This window comes from Jiella sonneratiae, assembly GCF_017353515.1.
Taxonomy (GTDB): domain Bacteria; phylum Pseudomonadota; class Alphaproteobacteria; order Rhizobiales; family Rhizobiaceae; genus Jiella; species Jiella sonneratiae.
The window spans coordinates 141,302-165,329 of the sequence record NZ_JAFMPY010000007.1 but is presented as its reverse complement, the minus strand read 5'-3'; the positions used below and the strand labels follow the sequence as shown (position 1 = coordinate 165,329).

Sequence of the window (24,028 nt, the reverse complement as noted above, 5' to 3'; positions counted from 1 at the left end):
GCATGGTAACGGAACGGGCAGGCATCTCGCATGATTCGCGCCCTCGGGCGGCGCGGACGCCGCGGCGAGGCCTACCCGGACAAGACGATCGACGACGCAATGCGCAGGAACCGTCTCACCCTGATCGCCGCCCTCTCGCTGCTTTTCCTCGCCGCCTGGCACCACGAAGCGGCGGCCGGGGCGGCGGGCGTCTTCCTGGTTCTCGCGGCGGCCATCCACTGGCCGAGCCGGGTCGCGGCGCGGCGCGCCGCGACGGAGAGCCGCGCCGGCGACGAGGTGTGGCCGGACCGCGGCATGAAGGCGGTGCTCGAGGCGCTGCAGGAGCCCGCGCTGATCATCGACCGGGAGCTTCTGATCCGCTACCGCAATCCGGTCTCGGCCGTCGCCTTCGGCAACATGGCGCTGGCCGATCCGCTGTCGCTGCGCTTCCGCTCGCCCGAGCTGCTCGCGTCGATCGAGGCGGCGATCCGCGATGCCATGGCCACCACCGCGACCATCGAGGAGCGGCGGCCGATCGAGCGCCACTGGCTGATCGAGATCCTGCCGGTGCCGGCCTATCAGGGCCTGTCGCCGAGCTTCTTCCTGGTGCTGTTCCACGACCGCACGGCCGAGCGCCGCGTCGAGCGGATGCGCACGGACTTCGTCGCCAACGCCTCGCACGAACTCAGAACGCCCCTCGCCTCGCTCTCCGGCTTCATCGAGACCCTGCAGGGGCCGGCCCGCGACGACCCGAAGGCGCGCGACCGCTTCCTCGGCATCATGCGCGAACAGGCGACGCGCATGTCGCGGCTGATCGACGACCTCCTGTCGCTGTCACGCATCGAGATGCGGCGCCACCTGCAGCCGCAGGCGCGGGTCGACCTCGTCTCCGTCATCCGCCAAGTGCATTCGCAGTTGACGCCGCTCGCCGACGAGCTCGGCCTCGAACTCGCCTTCGCGGCGCCGGGCGAGGCGATGCTCGTCGCCGGCGACGAGGACGAGATCACCCAGGTATTCAGCAATCTGATCGAGAACGCCTGCAAATACGGCGCCAATGGCGGCCGCGTCGAGATTTCGATCCGGCGCGCCAGCGAGCGCGGCGAGGAGGTCATCGACGCCTCCGTCCGCGACTTCGGCCCCGGCATTCCCGCCGAGCACGTCCCGCGGCTGACCGAGCGCTTCTACCGGGTCGACGCCGGGGATTCGCGCTCCAAGCGCGGAACCGGGCTCGGCCTGTCGATCGTCCGCAACATTCTCCTGCGCCACAAGAGCCGGCTGATCGTCGACTCCGTCGTCGGACAGGGCTCGACTTTCACCGCCCGGTTTCCGGCGATTTCCGCCAATGTTGCGAAAATCCCAGCGTCTACAGAGACTTGAACTGTCATAAAAGCGATATTCGAATGTCATAGAGATGCGGCCGGCGGTGACGGTGCCTGAGCCCGTCCGCCGCGACCGTCATTTCACGCCGTTTCGCCGAAGCGGGAGCCAGGAACGGACAGAACAGGGAACCGGCCAGAAGACAGATCGCCCCGGAAGCGGCGGCAGATCGCGTCGAAAGCTCCATCCACACAACAGACCGGCAGATTTTCTTCGCCGCGCCGGCGAAGAAAGAAGCATCGCCGTGTCGTTCCGATAATATCCCTAATATACAACCAGGTCTATGCTTTGATCGTGAACGAAGATACCGTCGAAAACCTTCATCCGATTGTCACACGACTCCCATAGGAGTCGGCCCAGCGGCGACCGAACGAGGCGTCGTGGACCTAAAAAATCGCATCCAACAGCGAGGCTCGAATGAACACTCTCCTGAAACTCTCCACGAAGGCCCTCCTGGCCGGCGCGATCGCGCTCTCGACGGCGTCCTTCGCCGCTGCGGCCGACATCTCCGGCGCCGGTGCGACCTTCCCCTATCCGATCTACGCCAAGTGGGCGGACGCCTATAAGAAGAAGACCGGCAACGGCCTCAACTACCAGTCGATCGGTTCCGGCGGCGGCATCAAGCAGATCGAGGCCCGCACGGTCACCTTCGGCGCCACCGACAAGCCGCTCGGCGGCGACGAGCTGAAGAAGAACATGCTGGTGCAGTTTCCGACCGTCATGGGCGGCATCGTCCCGGTCGTGAACATCGAAGGCATCAAGCCGGGCGAGCTCGTCCTCGACGGCGACACCCTCGCCAAGATCTTCATGGGCGAGATCACCCAGTGGAACGACGAGGCGATCCAGAAGCTCAACCCTGACGCCAAGCTCCCGGATGCGGCGATCGCCGTCGTCCACCGCTCGGACGGCTCGGGCACGACCTTCAACTTCACCTATTATCTCGGCGACGTCTCTTCCGAGTGGAAGGAGAACATCGGCGTGAACACCTCCGTCGAGTGGCCGGTCGGCATCGGCGCGAAGGGCAACGAGGGCGTCGCGGCCAATGTCGGCCAGACCGCCAACTCGATCGGCTACGTCGAATATGCCTATGCGCTGCAGAACAAGATGACCTATGCCGACATGATGAACAAGGACGGCAAGAAGGTCGCGCCGGAAGCCAAGGCCTTCGAGGCGGCCGCCAAGGGCGCCGACTGGTCGAGCCAGCCGGGCTTCGGCGTCATCCTCGCCAACCAGCCGGGCGCCGACACCTGGCCGATGACCGCCGCGACCTTCATCCTGATCCACAGCGATCCGCAGAGCCCCGAGGATGCCGCCGAGGCGCTCAAGTTCTTCGACTGGGCCTATGCCGAGGGCGACAAGATGGCGCTCGATCTCGACTACATCCCGATGCCCGACTCGGTCGTAGAGAAGATCAAGGCCGAGTGGAAGCAGATCGAAGGCGACGGCAAGCCGGTCTACGCGCCGAACATGTAATTGGTCCCTCGGGTCCGAGCGCGTTCCGGGCGGCCGAAACGGCCGCCCGGTTGCTGTTTTCCCGCTTCATCGAGGTCATTCCATGGTCAGCCTTGCCGAGAGCAATGCCCAAGACCGCCAGTCCGCGAGTTCCCGGGCGAAGGCGGTCAAGCGTTTCTCGACCAGCGACGCCGTCTTCAAAAACGTCACCCGCAGCGCGGCCTTCGCCGTTCTGGCGGTGCTCGCCGGCGTCGCAATCTCGCTGGTGGCGGGCGCCTGGCTGGCCTTCCAGACCTTCGGCCTCGGCTTCCTCATCACCGAATCCTGGAACCCGGTGACGGAGAAGTTCGGCGCGCTGGCCCCGATCTACGGCACCGTGGTGACCTCGCTCATCGCCATGCTGATCGCGGTTCCGGTCGGTCTCGGCATCGCGATCTTCCTGACCGAAAGCTGCCCCCGTCCGCTGCGCCGGCCGATCGGCATCGCCGTCGAGCTGCTCGCCGGCATCCCGTCGATCATCTACGGCATCTGGGGCCTGTTCGTCTTCGCGCCCTTCCTGCAGCACACGCTGCAGCCCTTCCTGATCGCCACCTTCGGCCACGTGCCGGTGCTGTCGTCGCTGTTCGCCGGTCCGCCCTACGGTATCGGCGTGCTGACTGCCGGGCTGATCCTCGCGATCATGGTGCTGCCGTTCATTTCCTCGATCGCCCGCGACGTCTTCACGACGGTGCCGCCGGTGCTGAAGGAATCGGCCTACGGCCTCGGCATGACCACCTGGGAGGTGACGCGCAAGATCGTGCTTCCCTACACCCGCGTCGCGGTGCTCGGTGGCGTCATGCTCGCCCTCGGCCGCGCGCTCGGCGAGACGATGGCCGTGACCTTCGTCATCGGCAACGCGCATCGCATCACCCCGTCGCTGCTCGCGCCGGGCACCACCATCTCGGCGTCGATCGCCAACGAATTCACCGAGGCGACGGGCGACCTCTACACCTCGGCGCTGTTCGCCCTTGGCCTCGTCCTCTTCGTCATCACCTTCATCGTGCTCGCCATCGCCCGGCTGATGCTGGCGCAGATCAAGCGCAGGGCCGGAGAATGAGCATGGCCACCTATTCGGGACGCAAGACCAAGAACACCGTGATGATGACGCTTTGCGCCGTCGCCGCGGCCTTCGGGCTGATGTGGCTGGCGCTGATCCTCTTCGACCTGATCTACGAGGGCATCAGCGGCGTCAACTGGGCGGTGTTCAGCGAGATGACGCCGCCGCCCGGCGACGAGGGCGGTCTCTTGAACCCCATCGTCGGCAGCCTCATCATGACCGCCATCGCCGTCGCCGTGGGCACGCCGATCGGCATCCTCGCCGGAACCTACATGGCGGAATACGGCCGCCACGACAAAATGACCAACGTCATCCGCTTCATCAACGACATCCTCCTGTCGGCTCCGTCGATCATCGTCGGCCTGTTCATCTACGAGCTGATGGTGCGGACCATGGGGCACTTCTCCGCCATCGCCGGGGCGATGGCGCTGGCGATCATCGTGCTGCCGGTCATCGTGCGGACCACCGAGGACATGCTGCTCCTCGTGCCGGACGCTCTGCGCGAGGCCGGGACGGCGGTCGGAGCGCCGCGCTGGATCGTCATCCGCTCCGTCGCCTACAAGGCGGCGAGCGCCGGCATGATCACCGGCGTTCTTCTGGCGATCGCCCGCATCTCCGGCGAGACCGCGCCGCTCTTGTTCACCGCGCTGAACAACCAGTTCTGGAGCACCGACCTCAATGCGCCGATGGCCAGCCTGCCGGTGACGATCTTCCAGTTCGCGCTCAGCCCCTACGACAGCTGGCAGAGCCTTGCATGGGCCGGCGCCCTCATCATCACCGTCGCCGTCCTGACACTCAGCATCGTCGCGCGGGTCGTCACCGCGCAAAAGGAGGACAGATGAACTTTCAGTCCGTTTCCGAGCCGGTTGCCAGGCAGGACGCCACGGGCCGTCCCGCGCCGCGCATCTCCGGCCAGCCGAAGATCGAACTGAAGGACGTTTCCTTCTTCTACGGCAAGTCCCAGGCGATCAAGGACATCCGCATGACGCTGCCCGAGCGGGCGGTGACGGCCTTCATCGGCCCGTCGGGCTGCGGCAAGTCCACCCTCCTGCGCATGTTCAACCGGATCTACGAGATCTATCCGAACCAGCGCGCCGAGGGCGAGATCCTGCTCGACGGCGAGAACATCCTGCAGAAGTCGCAGGATCTCAACCTCCTGCGGGCGCGGGTCGGCATGGTGTTCCAGAAGCCGACGCCATTTCCGATGTCGATCTACGAGAACATCGCCTTCGGCATCCGGCTCTACGAAAAGCTCGGCCGGACCGAGATGGACGAGCGCGTCGAGAAGGCCCTGAGGCGCGCCGCGCTCTGGGAGGAGGTCAAGGACAAGCTCTCGACCAGCGGGCTCGGCCTGTCCGGCGGCCAGCAGCAGCGCCTGTGCATCGCCCGCACCGTCGCGGTGCGCCCCGAGGTGATCCTGCTCGACGAGCCCTGCTCCGCCCTCGACCCGATCTCCACGGCGAAGATCGAGGAGCTGATCGACGAGCTGAAGGAGGAGTACACGATCGCCATCGTCACCCACAACATGCAGCAGGCGGCGCGCGTCTCCGATCTGACGGCCTTCATGTATCTCGGCGAACTCATCGAATTCGACGAGACCAACAAGATCTTCACCTCCCCGAACAACCCGAAGACGGAAGAATACATCACCGGCCGCTTCGGCTGAGACCTGCGGATCGCGAGGAGCGGAACATGGCTACCGAACACATCGTCACGTCCTACGAGGACGAACTGAAATACATCGTCCGCCGCATTTCCGAGATGGGCGGCCAGGCCGAACGCATGGTCGAACAGGCGGTCGCGGCGCTGATGCGCTCCGACTGGGCAATGGCCCAGTCGGTCGTCGCCGACGACCTCCTCCTCGACGCCGCCCAGCGCGAGATCGACGAGCGCGCCATCAAGACCATCGCCCGGCGCCAGCCGATGGCGATCGACCTGCGCGAGATCGTCGGCGCCATCCGCATCTCCAACGATCTCGAGCGCATCGGGGATCTCGCCAAGAACATCGCCAAGCGGGTCATCGCCGTCCACGAGCACTCCCAGCCGATGCAGCTGGTCCGCGGCATCGAGCACCTGTCGGATCTCGCCCTCGAGCAGCTGAAGGAAGTGCTCGACGCCTATGCCACCCGCGACCATCGCCGGGCGCTCGCCGTGCGCGAGGGCGACGACGGCATCGACGCCATGTATACCTCGATCTTCCGCGAGCTCCTGACCTACATGATGGAGGATCCGCGCAACATCACCGCCTGCACGCATCTCCTGTTCAGCGCCAAGAACATCGAGCGTATCGGCGACCACGCGACGAACATCGCCGAGACGATCTACTACATCAAGACCGGCCAGCAGATGGAAAGCGAACGGCCGAAGGACGACCGCACGTCGTCGCTCGCCCAGACCGACATGACCATGCCGTCGGCACCCGGCGGAACCGGGGCCTGAACGCGATGGGCGCGCGCATCGCGGTGGTCGAGGACGAGGAGGCGCTCGGCGTCCTGCTGCGCTACAACCTCGAAGCGGAGGGCTATACGGTCGACGTCATCGCCAGGGGCGACGAGGCCGATCTCAGGCTCAAGGAGGAGCTGCCGGACCTCCTCATCCTCGACTGGATGCTGCCGGGGCTGTCCGGCGTCGAGCTTTGCCGACGGCTGCGCCAGCGCGAGGCGAGCGAGCGGCTGCCGATCATCATGCTGACGGCGCGTGGCGAGGAATCGGAGCGCGTGCGCGGCCTGTCGGTGGGGGCCGACGACTACGTCGTCAAGCCGTTCTCGACGCCCGAGCTCGTCGCAAGGGTGCGGGCGATGCTCCGCCGCGCCAAGCCGGAGAAGATCGCGACGCATCTTTCGGCCGGCGACATCGACCTCGACCGCGAGACCCATCGCGTGCGCCGGACCGGCCGGGAGATCAAGCTCGGACCGACCGAGTTCCGGCTTTTGGAATTCTTCATGCAGGCCCCCGGCCGGGTGTTCTCCCGCGAGCAACTGCTCGACGGGGTCTGGGGCCGCGACATCTATGTCGACGAGCGCACGGTGGACGTCCATGTCGGACGGCTGAGGAAGGCGATCAACCGCGGTCGCCAGCGCGATCCGATCCGCACCGTGCGCGGCGCCGGCTACGCCCTCGACGAGCACTTCAGCGCCGGCAAGGCGCCGAAGGAAGCAAAAGAGCCACGGGAGCCGCGGGAATCGAAGGAGAAGGAGCAGGCCGCCGGTTGAAGCCGGCGAAGCGCGTCTCATCCAGGCGAGCAGGGCCGCCGACGCGTCCGCTCAGCTCCGCAGCTCCCGGCGCAGCACCTTGCCGACCGCCGATTTCGGCAGTTCGTCGCGAAATTCGATGATCCGGGGGCGCTTGTAGCCGGTCAGGTTCTCGTGACAGAAGCGGCGGATTTCCGCCTCCCCCACCCGCTCGTCGTTGCGCACCACGAAGAGCTTCACCGCCTCGCCGGACGCCTCGTCCGGGACGGCGATCGCCGCGGCCTCGACGACACCCGGAATGCGCGTCACCACTTCCTCGATCTCGTTCGGATAGACGTTGAAGCCCGAGACGTTGATCATGTCCTTCTTGCGGTCGACGATCCGGAACACGCCGTCGGGGCTCATCGTCCCGACGTCGCCGGTGCGGAAGAAGCCGTCCTTCGTCATCACCGCGGCGGTCTCCGTCGGCCGGTTCCAGTAGCCGGCCATCACCTGCGGGCCGCGGATCGCGATCTCGCCGACCTCGCCCGGCCCGAGCGCCCGCCCCTCCTCGTCGAGAACGGCGAGTTCGGTCGACGGCAGCGGCATGCCGATCGTGCCGGTGTAGTCGGAGCGGTCGGTGGCGTTGCAGCAGGCGGACGGAGAGGTTTCCGACAGGCCGTAGCCCTCGCAGATCGAGATGCCGGTCAGCTTCTTCCACCGGTCGGCGGTGGTCGCCTGCACCGCCATGCCGCCGCCCACGGCAAGCTTCAGCGACGACCAGTCGAGGGTCTTGGCGTCGGGATGCAGCGCGATGGCGTTGTAGAGCGTGTTGACGGCGGGAAAGGAATGGAAGCGGAACGGCTTGATCGCCTTCAGAAGGGCCGGGATGTCGCGCGGATTGGGGATGAGGATCGCCGCGCCGCCGTTGCGCACGGAGAGCATCAGATTCACCGTGAAGCCGAAGATGTGGTAGATCGGCAGCGCGCAGACGGTCACCGACTGTTCGCCGGGGGGAAGCCGGTTCAGCGCCGGCGCGTTCCACATCTGCGACTGCAGGACATTGGCGACGATGTTGCGGTGGGTCAGCATCGCGCCCTTGGCGACGCCCGTCGTGCCGCCGGTATACTGCAGGACGGCGATGTCCTCGGGCGCGACGTCGACCTTGGTCACCTGCTTTTTCCGGCCGATCGAGAGCGCCTTGTTGAAACGGACGGCACCCGGCAGGCTGTAGGCCGGCACCGCCTTCTTCACGTGTTTCAGGACGAGATTGACGATCGTCCCCTTCACCAGGGGCAGGAGATCGCCGACGCCGGTGACGACGACGTGCTTCACATCGGTCTTGTCGCGGCAGGCGGCGAGGGTCGCCGCCATGTTCTCGAGGACGACGATCGCCCGTGCGCCGGAATCCTTCAGCTGATGGGCGAGTTCGCCGGGCGTATAGAGCGGATTGACGTTGACGATGGTGAGGCCCGCCATGGCGGCGCCGGCGATCGCCACCGGATATTGCGGCACGTTGGGCATCATCAGGGCGATGCGGTCGCCCTTCTTCAATCCGAGCGTCTGCAGATAGGCGGCAAAATCGCGGGCCAGCGCTCCGAAGCGGGCATAGCTGAAGCGCGCCCCCATGAAATGCAGCGCGTCCCTCTCGGCGAAGCTGCGAAAGGCATTGTCGAGCAGATCGGCGAGCGACCGGTAGCCGATCGCGCCGAGTTCCGCCGGCACCCCTTGCGGATAGTGCGCGAGCCAAGGCTTGTTCATCCGTCTTCCTCCCGATTTTGACGTTATCGTAAAGGTCAGTCGGCGCCAAGCCGATCGCGCGTTGCTGCGGCGATCGCGCGAAGGGGCTTTCGTCGCCCTCGATGCGCAGACCCAAGCCGGGGGCCGATAGGATTCACGGATACCGGATGACTTCGCCGGAAGGTCTTTGCCGGTCCACGTCTCCGGCGACGTCCATCGCGTGAATTTCGGAGGGACGGGGCCTACAGGATTCACACATCGCGCCGGATCTTTCGATGCGGATGCTGGCTTCAGTCCCAACGATTTGCCAAGGCGTATGATATTCAGTGCCGACATCACCGCGTCGTCATCCTCGGGCTTGTCCCGAGGATCTGCTGCGGGTTGATCGTTGGGCACGTCGCGGTTGAAGGTCAAACTGCAACGATTCTGTCGTTGAGCCGGCAGCAGATCCTCGGGACAAGCCCGAGGATGGCGCATTTCCGACGTTTTCGGCGAATTTCAGTCCGCCTGCCTCAGCACGCGAGCTGGCTGCGACGGTCTCTCGACAAATGCGTGAATTCCGGAGGGACCGGGCCGGCGAATGACGAAGCGTCGAAGACGGCGCCTCAGCTTTCCGCCGAGCCGCTCCACATTGTTTTCGAAGGGCGCCGCGCGCAACGACAATGAAGCCGCGCCTCCCTGCCGTTTCCGGTTCGGGCGGCGCGGCGGCGCGGTTTCGGGCGATCGATGCAGGCGATCGTTGCGGAAGGGTCAGGCGGCGACGGCGGTCGGCGCATGGGTGGTTGCCGCCGCCGGCCGGTCGGCGGCGCGGGGGCCGAGAATGCCGATGGCAAAGGCGAGGCTGGCAGCTTCCGCGCGGGCCCGGTCGAGGCCCGGCGCGACCTCTTCCTCGAGGGTGAAGATGGTTCCGCCGAAGAGGAACGGCGCCTCGTAGGCGGCGCGCTGGACGAGACCGATGGGAAGGCGTGCCGCCGGGCTCGCCTCGACGATCGCCTCGACGCTGCGGGCGATGCGGCTCGGGATGGTGGCGACGGCGCTGGCGACGAAGCACCAGTCGCGGCCGCGGCGGCCGCGGCCGAAATCCTCGGCGAGCAGCCGCTCCGTCGCGACGGCGTAGGTCGCCGAGACCGGCGAGAAACGCACCGGGATCAGCGCCCGGTCGGCGAGGCGGGCGGCGCCCCGGATGGTCGCGGCTTCGTCGCCTGCGTCGATGACGACGAGGTCGCCGCGCTTGCGCGCCGCCCGCACCAGCCGCTCCATCGTCGCCTCGTCGCGGCAGCGCTCGACGGCGATCCGCGCCGGATGGCCGGCGCGGCCGGCCCAGGCCGAGAGGTCGCCGTCGCGGGCCGCGTCGACGACGAGGACCGGAATGTCGGCCGCCGCGGCGACGCTGGCGATCGTGAGGGCGAGGGTCGAGGAGCCGGAGGTCTTGAGCGAGCCGACGGAGACGACGGAGAGCATGGCGAGCCTTTGCTGCATTCGGGGCGAATGCGAGGGACGTTGACGAGAAGGCCGCCCCGGCCGGGGCAGCGGCGAAGACATCGAAGCTGGCGTTCTGTCCGGGCGGTCGGCGGCGAAGAATTTCAGGCAGCGACCGTCCCGATCGGGAAAGTTAAATCCCGCGGGCTTGGGCGAAGCTTGAGTCGGTCGTCTGCCTCACTTGCGATTGCACGGCCGCAGGGAATTCATCCGTGATGGCAGAGCGCCGCCGCAGCCGGCCTAGTGGATTGAATTTGACATTTGAATCCCGATCCGGTGAGGCGTCGTATCAAATGTCAAATTCGAAAAATCCCCTAGGATCATAATCTTGGCTAGTGGTCTTTCGATTCCGACATTTGCTGCGCGGTCTCCATAAGGCAGTACCAAATGTCGGAATCGGACCACTAGATCCCCCTTTCGCCGGCCCGCGCCGCGTGGCAAAAGGCGCCCATGCTTCAGATCACCGATCTTACCGCGCGCGTTGCCGGGCGCCTGCTCATCGACCATGCGAGCCTCACCCTGCCGACGGGCACCAAGGCGGGGCTCGTCGGGCGCAACGGCGCCGGCAAGTCGACGCTGTTCCGCGTCATCACCGGCGACCTCGCCCCCGAGACCGGATCGGTGTCGTTTCCAAAGAACACCCGCCTCGGCCAGGTCGCGCAGGAGGCGCCGGGCACCGAAGAGGCGCTGATAGAGATCGTGCTGAAGGCCGACACCGAGCGCCTCGCACTGCTCGACGAGGCCGAGACTGCGAGCGATCCCTTGAGGATCGGCGACATCCACACCCGCCTCGCGGACATCGAGGCGCATTCGGCCGAGGCGCGGGCCTCGGCGATCCTATCGGGCCTCGGCTTCGACATGGCCGCGCAGCAGCGGCCCGCCTCGTCGTTTTCCGGCGGCTGGCGGATGCGCGTCGCGCTCGCCGCGGTCCTGTTCTCGCGGCCGGACCTGCTGCTCCTCGACGAGCCGACCAACTATCTCGACCTCGAGGGCACGCTGTGGCTGGAGAATTTCGTCCAGCGCTATCCCTACACGGTCCTCGTCATCTCCCACGACCGCGACGTGCTCAACAACGCGGTCTCCTCCATCGTCCATCTCGACCAGAAGAAGCTGACCTTCTATCGCGGCGACTACGACCAGTTCGAACGCCAGCGGGCCGAGAAGATCGAGCTGCTCAACAAGCAGATCGCCAAGCAGGAGGACAAGCGCAAGCACATGGAGGCCTTCGTCGAGCGCTTCCGGGCGAAGGCGACCAAGGCGCGGCAGGCGCAGTCGCGGCTGAAGGCGCTCGAGAAGATGCGCCCGCTCCAGGCCGTCGTCGAAGAGAGCGTCACCCCCTTCGTGTTCTCCGCGCCGGAAAAGCAGCCCGCCTCGCCGATCATCGCGATGGAGAAGGTCGCGGTCGGCTACCAGCCGGGCCAGCCGATCCTCAAACATCTCGACGTGCGCATCGACACCGACGACCGCATCGCGCTGCTCGGCCAGAACGGCAACGGCAAGTCGACCTTCGCCAAGCTGCTCGCCGGGCGGCTGGCGGAACAGGCGGGCAGCGTCACCCGCGCGCCGGGGCTGAAGATCGCCTTCTTCGCCCAGCACCAGATCGACGACCTCAGACCCGCCGAGAGCGCCGTCCAGCACGTCAGGCGGATGATGCCCGACGCGCCCGAGGCGAAGGTGCGCGCCAAGGTGGCGCAGATGGGCCTGCCGACGGTGAAGATGGACACCCCGGCCGACAATCTCTCCGGCGGCGAGAAGGCGCGGCTCTTGATGGGCCTCGCGACGCTCGACGCCCCCAACCTGCTGATCCTCGACGAACCGACCAACCATCTCGACATCGAGGCGCGCGAGAGCCTCGTCCACGCGCTGAACGACTATCCGGGCGCCGTCATCCTGATCAGCCACGACAGGCACATGGTCGAGGCGACCATGGACCGGCTGTGGATCGTCGGCGAGGGAACCGTGTCGCGCTACGACGGCGACCTCGACGACTACAAGAAGCTGATCCTGTCGGGCGTCAGGTCGGGTGGCGGCGCGGCGGCAGTGGCCGGTGAAGGCGAGGCGGAGCCGCCGCTTGCCGTCTCGAAGGTCGACCAGCGCCGGCAGGCGGCTGAGCGCCGCGAGGCGCTGAAGCCGCTCAAGAAGAAGATCAGCCAGCTCGAGATCCAGATCTCGCGGCTGCAGAAGACCATCGGCGACCTCGACCAGAAGCTCGCCGATCCGGCGCTCTACGGCAAGGAGCCGGCGCGAGCTGCGGACCTCGCCAAGCAGCGCTCCGATGCGGCGAGGACGCTCGAATCCTGCGAGGAGGACTGGCTGGCGCTGACCGAGGAGCACGACGCCACCATGGCCGCCGAGTAAATTTGCCGGGCGCGGCCGAAACGCCGCGCCTTTCGGCAGTTGATCGTTCTTCAGCCGTGGATTGCACGCGCCGCGGTTCCGACCTATTCTGGCGGCTTCCGGAACGGAAGGAAGGCGTCATGCGGTTTCGGCGCAAGGCGATCGGCCTCAGCATCTCCACGGCGCTCGTGACGGCGGCGGCCGGTACCCTCGGTCATGCCCAGGGACCGGCGGCGATCGGCGTCCCCCCGGCCGCCAATTCCCGCAGCGACGCCTCGCCCGAGCCCCCGCCAGCCGCGGAGGGCGGCACCGCCAACCTCGCCCCGGCCACCGGCAGCGGCGCGGGCGACTGCTCGCTCCTTCTCAACGGTCGGCTCGCGAGGTTTCTCAGCTCGCTCTGCGGCAGTTCCGGCGGGGTCAGGGAAGGGCAGACCACGACCATGGTTCCCTTCGATTTCGACAGGTCGATGGAGAACAACAGCTTCCTTCTGCCGGGCAACCAGACGTGAGCGTCGTCCCCTACTGGCTGCTGGTGGCGGCCGCAGTGACGCTGCTATCGTGGATCCTCGTTCTCGGCTTCGTCGCCAGCGCCGAAAGGCTGACGGTCTTCGCCCTCCTCGCGGCGATCGCGCTCGTCGCCTCGACCGCCGGCTTCATCGGCGGGCTGAGCCGGGTCGGCGTCGCCGGCCAGGTGATCGCCGCCGCCCTCAGCCTGATCGGCGGCCTCGTCACCTATCTGTTCGGGATCGACCGGTCCAAGGGCGCCGTCATTCCGATCTGCGCCATGGTGTTTTCGGCCGCCCTCTTCCTCGCCTATTTCAAGGCCGCGGACATGCGGGCGGAGCCGGAGCGCTACGCGCTGTGGCGCGCCCAGTGCCTGTCGATGTTCAGCAGCAAGGACCTGCTGAACGACCCTATCGCCTCGCTCGTCGTCGACAATTCCTTCGGTGAGATTTGCCGAAGAATCTTCCTCAACGAAAAGACCCGCCTGCTGACGCCCTGAGGCGGGCGCAGACCGGCCGAGGCTGCTTCAACGAGCCGCCCCGCAAAGGAGGCGACGGGGGCCCGGCCCCCTCCCGGCGGCTTCCCGGCACCTCTCGCCGCCACTGCCAAGTTCCTCTAGGTAAAGGGAAAACGGCCCGTCCCGCCTTGCCGAAACCGCCTCTGCGGCGCTTGCCGGAGACGTCACCGAAATGTCATGAAGGCTGCCTTACCACCTCGTCCTTCCGGACGAATCCGGACAGGGAGAAGGCATGCCACACGTCGTTCACGCGGCCGGCCCGTTTTTCGCCGAGGCCTTCCGCGTCGCGGTGCTTCGCCGGACGGCGAAGGAAGCCGCCGCCTGCGGGGCGCTGGCGCTCGCCAGCATCGCCGCCGCCTTCGCCGCCAGCCTGTTCTGCGAGGCGTTGTTCCCCGCCACCGCAGTGTTCCGCGAAAACGGCCCGATCGAACTCGTCCAGATGGTGGTGGTCGGCCTTGCCGGCCTGATGTTCCTCGTCGCCGCGCTGCGGCTCGACTACGAACTTTTCTATGGCGCCCTGGCGCTGGCGCTCGGCTGCCTTCTCGCGGTCATCCGCGAGACGCCCGGCTGCACCAGCCACTTCTACGACGGCGGCGTCTGCCTGAGCGAGACGGGCAACGAGGTGACGCGGATCCTCGCCGTCGCGGTGGTCGTCGGCCTCGCGGCGCTGCGCCGCGAGCCGCTGGCGCGGCGGCTGCGCGATCTCAACTTCTTCTGGGCGGTGCCGGGCGGAACCGCCTTCGCCATCCTCGTTTGTGCGGAGATCATGGAAAAGAGCCGCTTCGCCTCGCTCGAGGAGACCCTCGAACTTGCCGGCTATCTCTATCTGGTGGTCTTCGCCGCGGCCCTGAACCTTCGGCCGCAATGGTTCGACGTCCGGCGCAAGCCGCCCCTCGCCGGGGCAGGGATCTGGTCGCGCGGCTGAGGCCGCCGCGACGCGCTTGCGATCAATCCTCGATCTCGCGGGCCTCGGACGGCAGCATGATCGGAATGCCGTCGCGGATCGGGAAGGCGAGCCGCGCGGCCTGCGACACCAGCTCGTTCCGCTCGCGGTCGTAAAGGAGCGGCTTCTTGGTCAGCGGACAGACCAAAAGCTCGAGGAGTTTGGGATCGGGCTGCCCGTCCTTCTGGCGTTCGCTCATGGCTGGTCCGTTCGGTTGGCCGATGGGGTCCTGCGGCGGCCCGCGGCCGCGCCGCACGCGCGTGACCATGCCGGACCGCCCTCGCCCCGAGAGCATCGTCTCTGCGGCAGGACATGCTCTAGCACGCCGGCCTCGGGGCCCGGAAGCGTCACTGCAGCGTCGTCGGCCCGTCCTCGTCGCCGTCGCGCGCGAGCGCGATCTCGGTCATGGCGACCAGCGTCTCGGCGCGCGTCCTCAGGTCGCTCGCCTCGAGAAGCGCCTGCTTTTCGGCCGGCCCGTATGGCGACATCATCGACAGCGCGTTGACCAGCGTCTCGTTCGACGCGCGGCGAATCGAATCCCAGTCCGCCTCCATCTGGTTCGCGTCGCAGAAGCGCCGAAACGCCCGCAGAAGCCCGTCGCGGTCGACCTCCGTCTCGCCGGCGCCGGCGTCAAGATCGGCGAGGAAGGCCGCGACCCGGCAGCAGCGATAGGGCATGCGGGTCGAGAGTTCCTCGATGATCCTGAACCGCGCGACGCCCTGCAGGCTGATGATGTAGCGGCCGTCGCCGGATTCGGCGATCGAGGTCATCCGGCCCATGCATCCGACCTCGCAGAGCTTCGGTTCGCCGTCCGACCGCCTGCCGCCGTCGAGGCTCGGCTGCACCATGCCGATGATCCGGTCGCCGGCGAGCGCGTCGTCGATCATCTTGACGTAGCGGGGCTCGAAGATGTTGAGCGGCAGCTGGCCGCCCGGCAGGAGCAGCGCTCCGGTCAGCGGGAAGACCGGGATCGTCCCGGGAAGATCGGCTTCCTCAGCGTAGGTGTGATTGCCCGCCTGGACCAATGAATGCCTCCGTCGACCTTGGCGGGATGTGGGTCGGCGGCGGGCGATCTCAAGGGCCGGCGGCATCGCCCCCCGCCCGCGGCGCCCGCCATGGCTCGGCGCACCAAGGCCTCGTTCGCAAAGCGGTTTCTCCCGTCGCACGGGATGCGAAGAAAAGACCGTCCCTCGCATGCCGCGGGGGGTCTTCCGCACCGGCGGCGGCCCGCGCACCGGTTCTGCCCCCGGTGAAGATCCCTCGGATCAGGCGCCGAAATCAGGCAAAGAGCAGCGACGACAGCCTGCGCCGCGCCTCCCTGGTTGCCGGGTCGGTCGGCCCCCAGGCGGCGAAGAGCTCGAGCAGCTTCAGCCGCGCCGCATCGTCGTTGAAGCTGCGGTCGCGCCTGATGATCTCGAGGAGATGACCCGCCGCGGTCTGCCGGTCGCCCTTGGCATTGGCGATGAGGGCGAGGTCGAAGCGCGCCTCGTGGTCGTCGGCATTGCCTTCCAGCCGGGCCTGCAGCTGGGCGGGATCGCCGAGCTTGGCGATCTCCTCGCGCAGCTTGAGCTTCGCCCGGACCGCCGCCACCGCCGGATCTTCCGCCTTGTCGGCGGGAACCTGGTCGATCAGCGCCCTGGCCCGCTCGGCATCGCCCGATTTCAGGTAGCATTCGGCAAGGCCGGCGCTCGCCCCGGCATGGCCGGGCTCGTGCTGCAGCACGGCGCCGAAGAGCTGTGCGGCGCTCGCCACGTCGCCTTCCGACAGAAGCGTGTTCGCCTCGTCGAGCGCCTCGCCGATCGGGTCGCCCCCCGGCTGGCCGGCGGTCAGGCGCTGGATGAAGGCCATGACCTCGCTTTCGGGAAGCGCGCCCATGAAGCCGTCGACGGGCTGGCCATTGACGAAGGCGAAGACCGCCGGGATCGACTGGACACCGAGCTGCCCGGCGATCGAGGGGTGCTGGTCGATGTTCATCTTGACCAGCTTGACCTTGCCGCCGGCCGCCTTCACCGCCCGTTCGAGGATCGGCGTCAGCTGCTTGCAGGGACCGCACCAGGGCGCCCAGAAGTCGACGAGAACCGGCTGATTGCGCGATTCCTGGACGACGTCGGCGGAAAACTTCGCCGTCGTCGTCTCCTTGATCAGGTCGCCGGGCGCCGCCGCGCCCTGGCCGAGGCCGGCGAGACCTGCCGTCCCCGCCGCGTCGCGCCGGCCGCCAGCAGCGCCGCCGGCGCCGCCCTGGCCGCCCTGGCCGACCGTCTGCGGTCCGAGACCGCCTCCGAAGGAATTGCCGTAGGGATTGTTGCTCATGCGTCCCGCCCGTCGCCGCTATCGCCGCTGTCGCCGTCAAGCCGGGCGACGAGAGGCTCGTGCCCGGTCGCCCGGAAGAATGTCATCAATCCGTCGGTGGCGATCGTCGTCGTCGCCGTGTTGGTCAACGGATGGCAGTTCACCATATCGTGCGCGAGGAGGCCCTCATCAAGCACCACCGTGACCCGGCCGTCGCGGTCGTTGAGGACGCCGAAGGCGGTCACCGAACCGGGGGTGACGCCGAGCATCTCCATCATCCGGTCGGCGTCCGCGAAGGAGACGCGGCCCTGCGCGCCGATCACCCGGTGCAGGGATTTCAGGTCGACCGCGCGGCTCTCCTCGGCGACGACGAGGAAATGCCGGCCCTTCTTGTCCTTGACGAAGAGGTTCTTGGTGTGGCCGCCGGCGATCTCGCCGCGCAGCGCCTGCGATTCGGCGACGGTGAAGAGCGGCGGATGCTCGATCGTCGCCGCGGCGATGCCGAGTTCGCCGAGATAGGCCATCAGTTCGTCACGGCTCGCCGCCACGGCTCGTTCCCCCACGTCCTCGCCCAAAGTCTCGCCCCCAACTCTCGGCCCCTAAGTCTCTGCATCAAGTCTCGGCCCGACGTCGCTGGCTCACTCGTTCCGACCCACGTCTCGTCCCCGTCGCCCGGGGCTTGGCGCGAAAGCCACGCTCGCCGTGCGAAGATCGCCCGCCGTGCCTCTCGTCCCGGCACGGCCGCCCTTCCCGGCGGGCCGGCGCGGGACGTGGCCGAAAAATTCCGGCTCCGGCATAGCCCAGACCGCCGCCGCTTTGAAGGGCGGAACCGGGGCTTCGGCGCAACCGGCGCCCTGGATTCCGCGCCCGGCCGAATTTCGCGGGTGTGCCGAATTTCGCTGTTGCATTGTCCGGTGCTTTCCGCCATATAGCGCCCGTCCGCGGCACCGGAAACGGGTCGCCGCCGGGAGCGGGCGGGTGTAGCTCAGGGGTAGAGCACAACCTTGCCAAGGTTGGGGTCGTGGGTTCGAATCCCATCGCCCGCTCCATTTTTCCTTTGTCCGATCCGGCGACTTGAGTGCGCGTCAAGCGCAATCCGGTTTTTCACGCGGCATCAGCCACGTGGTCGGAACGCTCGTCCGGTCGCGAGACCGGGGACCGCGCGGGCATCATCCAGCGATCGCCCGGATTTCCACAACGGAGCGGTTTGCGCTCAACGACCGCTATCTCGAATGCGTCGACGTCGGTCGAGGCCTGCGGGGCGCCGTTCAGGCGCCTCTGCACGAACCCGCCGCGCCGCGATCGCACACGAGACCCGAACGCCACCGGGCTCGACTGCCGCAGCCTGGTCGCCTCAGATGAGGCCGTATTGCCGGGCCTTGCCCCGCAGGAAGGGCAGTCCCTGCCCGAGCACCTCCTCGCGCGAAGGGGCGACGGGCCGCCACACCGAAAGGGCGCTCGCCACCTGCGGCGGGACGGTGATGAAGCTCTCCATCGCCATGCCGCCTTTGAAGCCGATCGCGGCCAGCGCGGCGAAGACCTCGTCCCATTGGATCGTGTCGCAGCCGGGCGTGCCGCGGTCGCTTGCCGACAGATGGATGTATTTCAGGTGCTCGCGGGCCTTCAGGATGCCGTTGGCGATGCCCTTCTCCTCGATGTTCATGTGATAGGTGTCGAGATGGACGAAGACGTTCTTCGCGCCGACCCGCTCGCAGAGATCGACCGCCTGTTCGGCGGTGTTGAGGATGTGGTTCTCGTAGCGGTTCACCGCCTCGAGGCCGTAATCCATGCCGAGCTTTGCGGCATAGGCGGCGGCCTTTGCGACGACGCGGGCGGTGGCGTCGATCTCGCCCTGCGTCGGCGCGACGCCCGTGCGCTGGCCGATGCCGCCATAGATGACGCCGCTCATCGCCTTGGCGCCGATCGCATGCGACTTGTCGAGCGCCATCGTCAAGAACTCGAGCGCGCCCTCGGGATTGTTGGTCGGCAGCCTGTCGAGCGGCAGGCCGAGCGAGCAGACGCAGTCGACCTCGTGTTTTTCGAGCAGGCTCCGGGTGTGGTCCGCGTCGACCCCTTCCGGGTCGAGCATGGTGATCTCGAGAAAGTCAATCTTGTGCTTGACCGCCTCGGGGATGGCGAATTCCGCCGCCGCCCGGTTCCATTCCATGGCCCACATGGCCGTGTGCACGCCGAATCCGCTGACGCTCATGGTCGATCGTTCCCTGTCGATGGTCACCTGCGCCCCGGCCTTGGCCGCGACGCGAGATAGCTGGAGATTTCAAGCCGCGCCCAGAGGGCGCGCACCACCATGACCAGCACCAGGATGCCGCCCCAGAGCGCCGTCGCGAGATGCTGGTTGGTGCCGAGAAGGTTGAGGCCGGAGCCGATCACCTGGAGGATGACCAGCGCGATCACCACCGGGACCACCCGGCCGAAGCCGCCGAACGGATCGACCCGCCCGAGGAAGCAGGCCAGCACGGTGATCAGCAGATAGGATTCGCCGTGGCCGACCCGCACCGAGTTGAAGCGCGCCAGCATGACGATGCCGGCGATGGCGCACATGACGCCCGACAGCACATAGACGAGCGTCAGCGCCCGGTGGGTGTCGACGCCGGAATAGCGGGTCGCTTCCGGGTTGGAGCCGAGCATGTAGATCGAAAAGCCGAGCCGCGAGCGGTTGAGGATCAGCATCCACACGGCGACGCAGGCGAGGAAGACGAGGAGCGGCACCGGAATGCCGAAGACCGTTCCCTGGCCGATCGCGACGACGAATGAAGGAAAGCCCGACACGTCGCCGCCGCGGGTCAGGAACTCGCCGAGGCCGCGCAGGAAGATCATCATGGAGAGTGAGACGAGAATCGGATGCGCCCCGGTATAGGCGATGACGAGGCCCATGACGCCGCCGAAGAAGGCGCCCGTCAGGACCGCCGCCAGGCAGCCGAGGAGGAACAGCGCGATGCCGGCATCGGCGCCGCCGCCGGCCTGCAGGATCCAGGCGAGGACGAGGGCGGCGATGTTGGCCGAGAAGGTGATCGCGAGATTGAGCCCGCCCGACAGGATCGGGATCAGCATGGCGAGCGTCAGGAGGCCGAGTTCGGGAAGCTGGAAGGCGATCGAGGTGAAGGTCGCCTCGCTGAGGAAGCGTCCGGTGGTGGCACCGAGCACGAGGACCAGGACGGCGAGGACCAGGAGGAGGCCGGCGATCTCGCTGCGGGCGGCGACGCTCGATCCGGCATGGCGCGGGCCGTGGCCGAGAAGGGTCGCGACGAACTGGTTCATCGGACGCTCCCGGCCGCCTTCGGCCCCCTGAGCCGGCTCGCCACGAGGCCGATCGTCTCGCCCGACAGGCTGATCGCCACGAGGATGACGAAGCCGATGATCATGCGGAAGGCATAGGGCGAGACGCCGAGAAGGTTCAGGCCGTTCTGGGTGATCGAGACGAGGGCGAGGCCGAGGATCGCGCCGAACAGCGTGCCGCGGCCGCCGCCGAGACGCGCCCCGCCGAGGACGACCGCGGCGAGCACCTCCAGTTCGCGGCCGTAGAGCGCGTTCGGCACCACCTCGCGGGCGTAATGCGCCTGCATCAGGCCGGCGAGGCCGGCACAGGCGCCGAGCCAGCCATAGGCGAGATAGTGCATGGCGCCGAGATTTATGCCGAGCCGCCGGGCGCCCTCGGTGTTGTCGCCCATGGCGAAGAGCTGGCGCCCGAGGCTCGTGCGGCGCAGAAGCAGCCAGGTGGCGAAGACGGTGACCACCATCACCAGCACCGGCAGGGTGATCTCCGCCCAGCCGAGATCGGTCTCGACGTCGTAGAGGACGACGCGCGAAGAAAGCCAGTCCGGCAGGTCGTAGATCGACACGCCGCCGGTGAAGAACATCAGAAGGCCGAAGAACAGGTTGAAGGTCGCGATCGTCACGACGATCGAGATGATGCGGAAGTGGTAGATCAGCGCGGCGTTGATCGCCCCGAGACAGGCGCCGAGGACGAGCGACAGCGCGATGCCGAGCGCCCAGTCGCCGCCGCCGATCCGGCCGAGCGCGGTCACCGCCAGATACTGGACGACGGAGGCGCCGACGGCGAAGGAGATGTCGATGCCGCCGGCGATCAGCACCACCAGGAGACCGGCCGCGAAGATCACGTTCACCGCCGAATAGTTCAGGATGTCGAAGACGTTGACGAGGGTGAGGAAGGTGTCGGTGGCGATCGAGAGATAGGCGACGATCAGGGCGATCACCACGAGGAGCCAGCCCTCGACCCCGCCGATCGGCAGCCTGCGGGAGCGCGTCTCAGGCATGGACGGCCTCCTCGACTGCGGCGAGCGTCGTCTCTGCAGGCACGAACTCCTCGATCAGCCGGCCGTCGCGCATGTGCCAGATGCGGTCGGCGTTGAAATAGACCTCCGGCGTCTCGTCGGAGATCAGGAGGATCGCGACGCCGCCCGCCGCAAGTTCGCGCACGATCTCGAAGATGCCGGCGCGCGCCCCGACGTCGACGCCGACGGTGGGGGAATCGAGGATCAGCAGCTTCGGCCCGGTCGCCATCCACTTGGCGAGCACGATCCGCTGCTGGTTGCCGCCCGACAGCGTCGAGACCGGGTCGTCGGGATGGCCGATCTTCACCTTCAGCCGGTCGATCCAGTCAGCGACGAGGTCGCGGCGCTTCTTCGGCGAGAGGAGCCCGAAATCGTCGACGAGCCGATCGAGCACCGTCACCACCGTGTTGTCGCCGATCGACTGCGGCTGGACGAGGCCGAGCGACAGCCGGTCCTCCGAGACATAGCCGATCCCGGCGGCGATCGCGTCGCGGTTGGAGCCCATCCTGAGCGGCCGGCCTTCGAGCCGGATCGTGCCCGCATCGGGCCGCGTCATGCCGAAGAGCGACAGCGCCAGTTCGGTGCGACCGGCGCCCAGCCGGCCGATCAGGCCGACGATCTCGCCCGGCATGACGGCGAGGGAAACGTCGCGGTATTCGCCGGCCCGCGTCAGCCCCTCGACCGCGAGCACCGGCGTGCCGGAACGCGTGCGCGGCGCGTGGACCTCCTGACCGAAGGTCCTGCCGGTCATCAGCTCGGTGAGCTTCGTCTGGGTCATGCCTCTCGTCGGATAGGTGCCGACCAGCCTGCCGTCGCGCAGCACGGTGACCCGGCTCGAGACGTCGAGAACCTCCGCCAGCCGGTGGCTGACGAAGACGACGGCGATGTCCGCCTCCGACAGACGCCGCACGATCCGAAGCAGCGCCTTCGTCTCGGCCCGGCTCAGGCTGGCCGTCGGCTCGTCCATGAAGACCAGCCGCGCCTTGGCGACGAGGGCGCGGGCGATCGCCACCAGTTGCCGCCTGGCGATCGAGAGCGACTTCACCGGGGCGTCGAGATCGATGTCGACGCCGAGGCGGTCGAGGATGGCGGCCGCCTCGCGGCGCATGGCGCCGTAGTCGACGAGGCGCAGGCGCGCGCCGAGATTCTTCTCGAAGGCGATGTTCTCGGCGACCGACATTTCCGGAAACAGCGCGAGGTCCTGCCAGATGACTTGGATGCCGAGCGCGCGGGCGCGGGCCGGCGTCAGATCGTCCATCGGCGCACCGTCGAAGCGCATGACGGCGCCGGTCTCGGGTTTGTGGACGCCGCTGATCACCTTGATCAGGGTCGACTTGCCGCAGCCGTTCTCGCCGGCGAGGCACAGCACCTCGCCGGGCTTCACGTCGAAGGCGACGTCGTCCAGCGCCTGCACCCCGCCGAACCGCTTCGAGACGTGTTCGAGGCGGATGAGGTCGCGGCCGTCTGGAGCGGTCTGGGGCTCAGCGGACATGTCACAACTCAAAAAATGAAGCGGCGAAGGCGACCGGTCTGCCAACCTCCGACGGCCGGGACGCGGTATCCCCCTCTGCCTGCCGGCATCTCCCCCGCAAGGGGAGAGATCGACCTCGATCGGGGACTTTCGCCAACCCATGAGAGACGAAGCAAAGGGAAGCGCTCGGAGTGAGCGGCCCGCGCCGAAGCCGCTGATCTCCCCCCTTGCGGGGGAGATGCCCGGCAAGGCAGAGGGGGGTCGCTCAGCGAGGCTCGGCGAGGAACGTTCGGTTCCCCGCAGAAACGCCCGGTCTACAGCCCCATCTCGGCCAGCTTGTCGACGGTCTCGTCGTTGATGTTGACGAGCTGGTCGACGATGATGTCCTTGCCTTCCATGTCGGGATGGATGGTGCCGAGGCCTTCGATCTCCATGCCGTCCTTGATCTCCTTGCCGTCGATCAGCATCTTGCCGAGCGTGACGAAGACCTCGCCGGCCTGCATGGGATTCCACATGTAGCCGCCGGTCAGGATGCCGTCGTGGACGAGCTTGCGGCCCTGGCCGGGAGAGAACGGGCCGAGCACCACGATCTTGCCGCCCATGCGGCGCTCCTCGACGGCGCGGGCCGCGCCGATCGGGCCCTGGCTGCCGAAGGCGAGGAAGCCCTTGAGGTCGGGATGGGCACGCATCAGGTCGAGCGCGGTGCGCCGCGAGGCGTCGACGTCCTCGGCGACGCCGTAGCGGTCGCCGACGAGCTCCATCTCCGGATTGTTCTTCTTCAGATAGGCGATCGCGGCATCGGCCCAGGCATTGTGCAGCGGCACCGTCAGCGAGCCGACGAAGACCGCGTATTTGCCCTTGCCGCCCATCTTCTCGGCGAGCTGCTTGCCATAGGCTTCGCCGAAGCCCTGGACCGAGGCGAGCTCGAAGTCCCAGTCGACGTTCTCCTGCTTCGGGGATTCGTGGGTGATGACCTTGATGCCGGCCTTCATCGCCCGGGCGAGCACGGGCTCCAGCACCTGCGCATCGTTCGGCACGACGCCGATGACGTCCACCCCTTGCGCGATCAGGTCTTCCACGGCGCGCACCTGGAGCGCCGGATCGGCGCTGGTCGGGCCGATCATGAAGCCGTTGACGCCCAGCTCTTCGGACTTCTTCTTGATGCCGACTTCCATGGCGTTGAACCAGGGAATGCCGCCGATCTTCACCACGACGCCGATCGTCGGCTTCTTGCCGTCCTGGGCAAAGGCCGGACCGGCGACGGCGAAAGCGAGACCGGCCGCGGCCGCCATCAGGGCGCGGCGGGTCGTCATTGCGAACATCATGAAGTTCCTCCCAGAAAATCCCAACATTCAGCGCCG

At 67.5% G+C, this 24,028-nt stretch carries 22 protein-coding genes and 1 tRNA gene; 12 read left to right on the top strand and 11 right to left on the bottom strand.

Annotated features, from left to right (window positions below; all coding sequences use genetic code 11):
* Nucleotides 1–30: 30 nt before the first annotated feature.
* From J1C47_RS09055 to phoB, 7 genes are all read left to right on the top strand, one after another.
* Entirely contained in the window at nt 31–1,356 is a 1,326-nt protein-coding gene (locus J1C47_RS09055) for an ATP-binding protein (RefSeq protein ID WP_207350422.1), read from the top strand.
* Nucleotides 1,357–1,773: 417 nt separating this feature from the next.
* Nucleotides 1,774–2,829 (top strand): phosphate ABC transporter substrate-binding protein PstS, encoded by a 1,056-nt coding sequence (gene pstS, locus J1C47_RS09050; protein WP_207350421.1) that lies wholly within the window; start codon nt 1,774–1,776, stop codon nt 2,827–2,829.
* Nucleotides 2,830–2,911: 82 nt separating this feature from the next.
* Nucleotides 2,912–3,904: a phosphate ABC transporter permease subunit PstC gene (gene pstC, locus J1C47_RS09045; protein WP_207350420.1), complete on the top strand. Its 993-nt coding sequence runs from the start codon at nt 2,912–2,914 to the stop codon at nt 3,902–3,904.
* The gene (gene pstA / locus J1C47_RS09040; protein ID WP_207350419.1) at nt 3,901–4,746 is read left to right on the top strand and encodes a phosphate ABC transporter permease PstA; all 846 of its coding nucleotides are present in this window, start codon (nt 3,901–3,903) and stop codon (nt 4,744–4,746) included. Before pstC ends, pstA begins: the two co-directional genes overlap by 4 nt.
* A complete protein-coding gene (gene pstB / locus J1C47_RS09035; RefSeq protein WP_207350418.1) occupies nt 4,743–5,570 on the top strand; it encodes a phosphate ABC transporter ATP-binding protein PstB in 828 nt (275 codons plus the stop codon). Before pstA ends, pstB begins: the two co-directional genes overlap by 4 nt.
* Nucleotides 5,571–5,596: 26 nt before the next feature.
* A complete protein-coding gene (gene phoU, locus J1C47_RS09030) occupies nt 5,597–6,343 on the top strand; it encodes a phosphate signaling complex protein PhoU (RefSeq protein WP_207350417.1) in 747 nt (248 codons plus the stop codon).
* 5 nt (nt 6,344–6,348) lie between these two features.
* On the top strand, nt 6,349–7,116 hold the full coding sequence (phoB, locus tag J1C47_RS09025) for a phosphate regulon transcriptional regulator PhoB (RefSeq protein ID WP_207350416.1): 768 nt from the start codon (nt 6,349–6,351) through the stop codon (nt 7,114–7,116).
* Nucleotides 7,117–7,167: 51 nt separating this feature from the next.
* Here the strand turns inward: phoB and J1C47_RS09020 are convergent, their stop codons facing one another.
* On the bottom strand, nt 7,168–8,835 hold the full coding sequence (locus J1C47_RS09020) for an AMP-binding protein (RefSeq protein ID WP_207350415.1): 1,668 nt from the start codon (nt 8,833–8,835) through the stop codon (nt 7,168–7,170).
* A 729-nt stretch (nt 8,836–9,564) separates the two neighbouring features.
* Nucleotides 9,565–10,275, bottom strand: coding sequence for a P-loop NTPase family protein (locus J1C47_RS09015; protein WP_207350414.1), 711 nt, complete (start codon nt 10,273–10,275; stop codon nt 9,565–9,567).
* A 468-nt stretch (nt 10,276–10,743) separates the two neighbouring features.
* On the opposite strand from J1C47_RS09015, the gene J1C47_RS09010 reads away from it, so the two are divergent.
* From J1C47_RS09010 to J1C47_RS08995, 4 genes are all read left to right on the top strand, one after another.
* On the top strand, nt 10,744–12,651 hold the full coding sequence (locus tag J1C47_RS09010; RefSeq protein WP_207350413.1) for an ABC-F family ATP-binding cassette domain-containing protein: 1,908 nt from the start codon (nt 10,744–10,746) through the stop codon (nt 12,649–12,651).
* Between the two features lie 119 nt (nt 12,652–12,770).
* A complete protein-coding gene (locus J1C47_RS09005; protein ID WP_207350412.1) occupies nt 12,771–13,139 on the top strand; it encodes a hypothetical protein in 369 nt (122 codons plus the stop codon).
* The gene (locus J1C47_RS09000) at nt 13,136–13,633 is read left to right on the top strand and encodes a hypothetical protein (RefSeq protein WP_207350411.1); all 498 of its coding nucleotides are present in this window, start codon (nt 13,136–13,138) and stop codon (nt 13,631–13,633) included. Before J1C47_RS09005 ends, J1C47_RS09000 begins: the two co-directional genes overlap by 4 nt.
* A gap of 250 nt (nt 13,634–13,883) precedes the next feature.
* Nucleotides 13,884–14,576, top strand: coding sequence for a hypothetical protein (locus tag J1C47_RS08995; protein ID WP_207350410.1), 693 nt, complete (start codon nt 13,884–13,886; stop codon nt 14,574–14,576).
* Nucleotides 14,577–14,598: 22 nt separating this feature from the next.
* On the opposite strand, the gene J1C47_RS08990 is transcribed toward J1C47_RS08995, so the two are convergent.
* The 4 genes from J1C47_RS08990 to J1C47_RS08975 form a co-directional block, all read right to left on the bottom strand.
* Complete coding sequence (locus J1C47_RS08990) at nt 14,599–14,793, bottom strand: Trm112 family protein (RefSeq protein WP_207350409.1); 195 nt, start codon at nt 14,791–14,793, stop codon at nt 14,599–14,601.
* A 148-nt stretch (nt 14,794–14,941) separates the two neighbouring features.
* A complete protein-coding gene (locus J1C47_RS08985) occupies nt 14,942–15,619 on the bottom strand; it encodes an LON peptidase substrate-binding domain-containing protein (RefSeq protein WP_245396454.1) in 678 nt (225 codons plus the stop codon).
* A gap of 253 nt (nt 15,620–15,872) precedes the next feature.
* Entirely contained in the window at nt 15,873–16,904 is a 1,032-nt protein-coding gene (trxA, locus tag J1C47_RS08980) for a thioredoxin (protein ID WP_207350407.1), read from the bottom strand.
* Entirely contained in the window at nt 16,901–17,407 is a 507-nt protein-coding gene (locus J1C47_RS08975) for a prolyl-tRNA synthetase associated domain-containing protein (RefSeq protein ID WP_207350500.1), read from the bottom strand. Before J1C47_RS08975 ends, trxA begins: the two co-directional genes overlap by 4 nt.
* Before the next feature lie 450 nt (nt 17,408–17,857).
* Between J1C47_RS08975 and J1C47_RS08970 the strand changes: the two genes are divergently transcribed.
* Nucleotides 17,858–17,932, top strand: a tRNA-Gly gene (locus tag J1C47_RS08970).
* 305 nt (nt 17,933–18,237) lie between these two features.
* On the opposite strand, the gene J1C47_RS08965 is transcribed toward J1C47_RS08970, so the two are convergent.
* The 5 genes from J1C47_RS08965 to J1C47_RS08945 all read right to left on the bottom strand — a co-directional run bounded on the left by J1C47_RS08965 (nt 18,238) and on the right by J1C47_RS08945 (nt 23,989).
* Entirely contained in the window at nt 18,238–19,092 is an 855-nt protein-coding gene (locus tag J1C47_RS08965; protein ID WP_207350406.1) for a sugar phosphate isomerase/epimerase family protein, read from the bottom strand.
* Between the two features lie 23 nt (nt 19,093–19,115).
* On the bottom strand, nt 19,116–20,162 hold the full coding sequence (locus J1C47_RS08960; protein WP_207350405.1) for an ABC transporter permease: 1,047 nt from the start codon (nt 20,160–20,162) through the stop codon (nt 19,116–19,118).
* Nucleotides 20,159–21,178 carry an ABC transporter permease gene (locus tag J1C47_RS08955; RefSeq protein ID WP_207350404.1) on the bottom strand — a complete coding sequence of 340 codons (1,020 nt, stop codon included), beginning with the start codon at nt 21,176–21,178 and terminating at the stop codon, nt 20,159–20,161. Before J1C47_RS08955 ends, J1C47_RS08960 begins: the two co-directional genes overlap by 4 nt.
* Nucleotides 21,171–22,688 carry a sugar ABC transporter ATP-binding protein gene (locus J1C47_RS08950; protein WP_207350403.1) on the bottom strand — a complete coding sequence of 506 codons (1,518 nt, stop codon included), beginning with the start codon at nt 22,686–22,688 and terminating at the stop codon, nt 21,171–21,173. The genes J1C47_RS08955 and J1C47_RS08950 overlap by 8 nt, the downstream gene beginning before the upstream one ends.
* A gap of 293 nt (nt 22,689–22,981) precedes the next feature.
* On the bottom strand, nt 22,982–23,989 hold the full coding sequence (locus J1C47_RS08945; protein WP_425354552.1) for an autoinducer 2 ABC transporter substrate-binding protein: 1,008 nt from the start codon (nt 23,987–23,989) through the stop codon (nt 22,982–22,984).
* Nucleotides 23,990–24,028 lie beyond the last annotated feature (39 nt).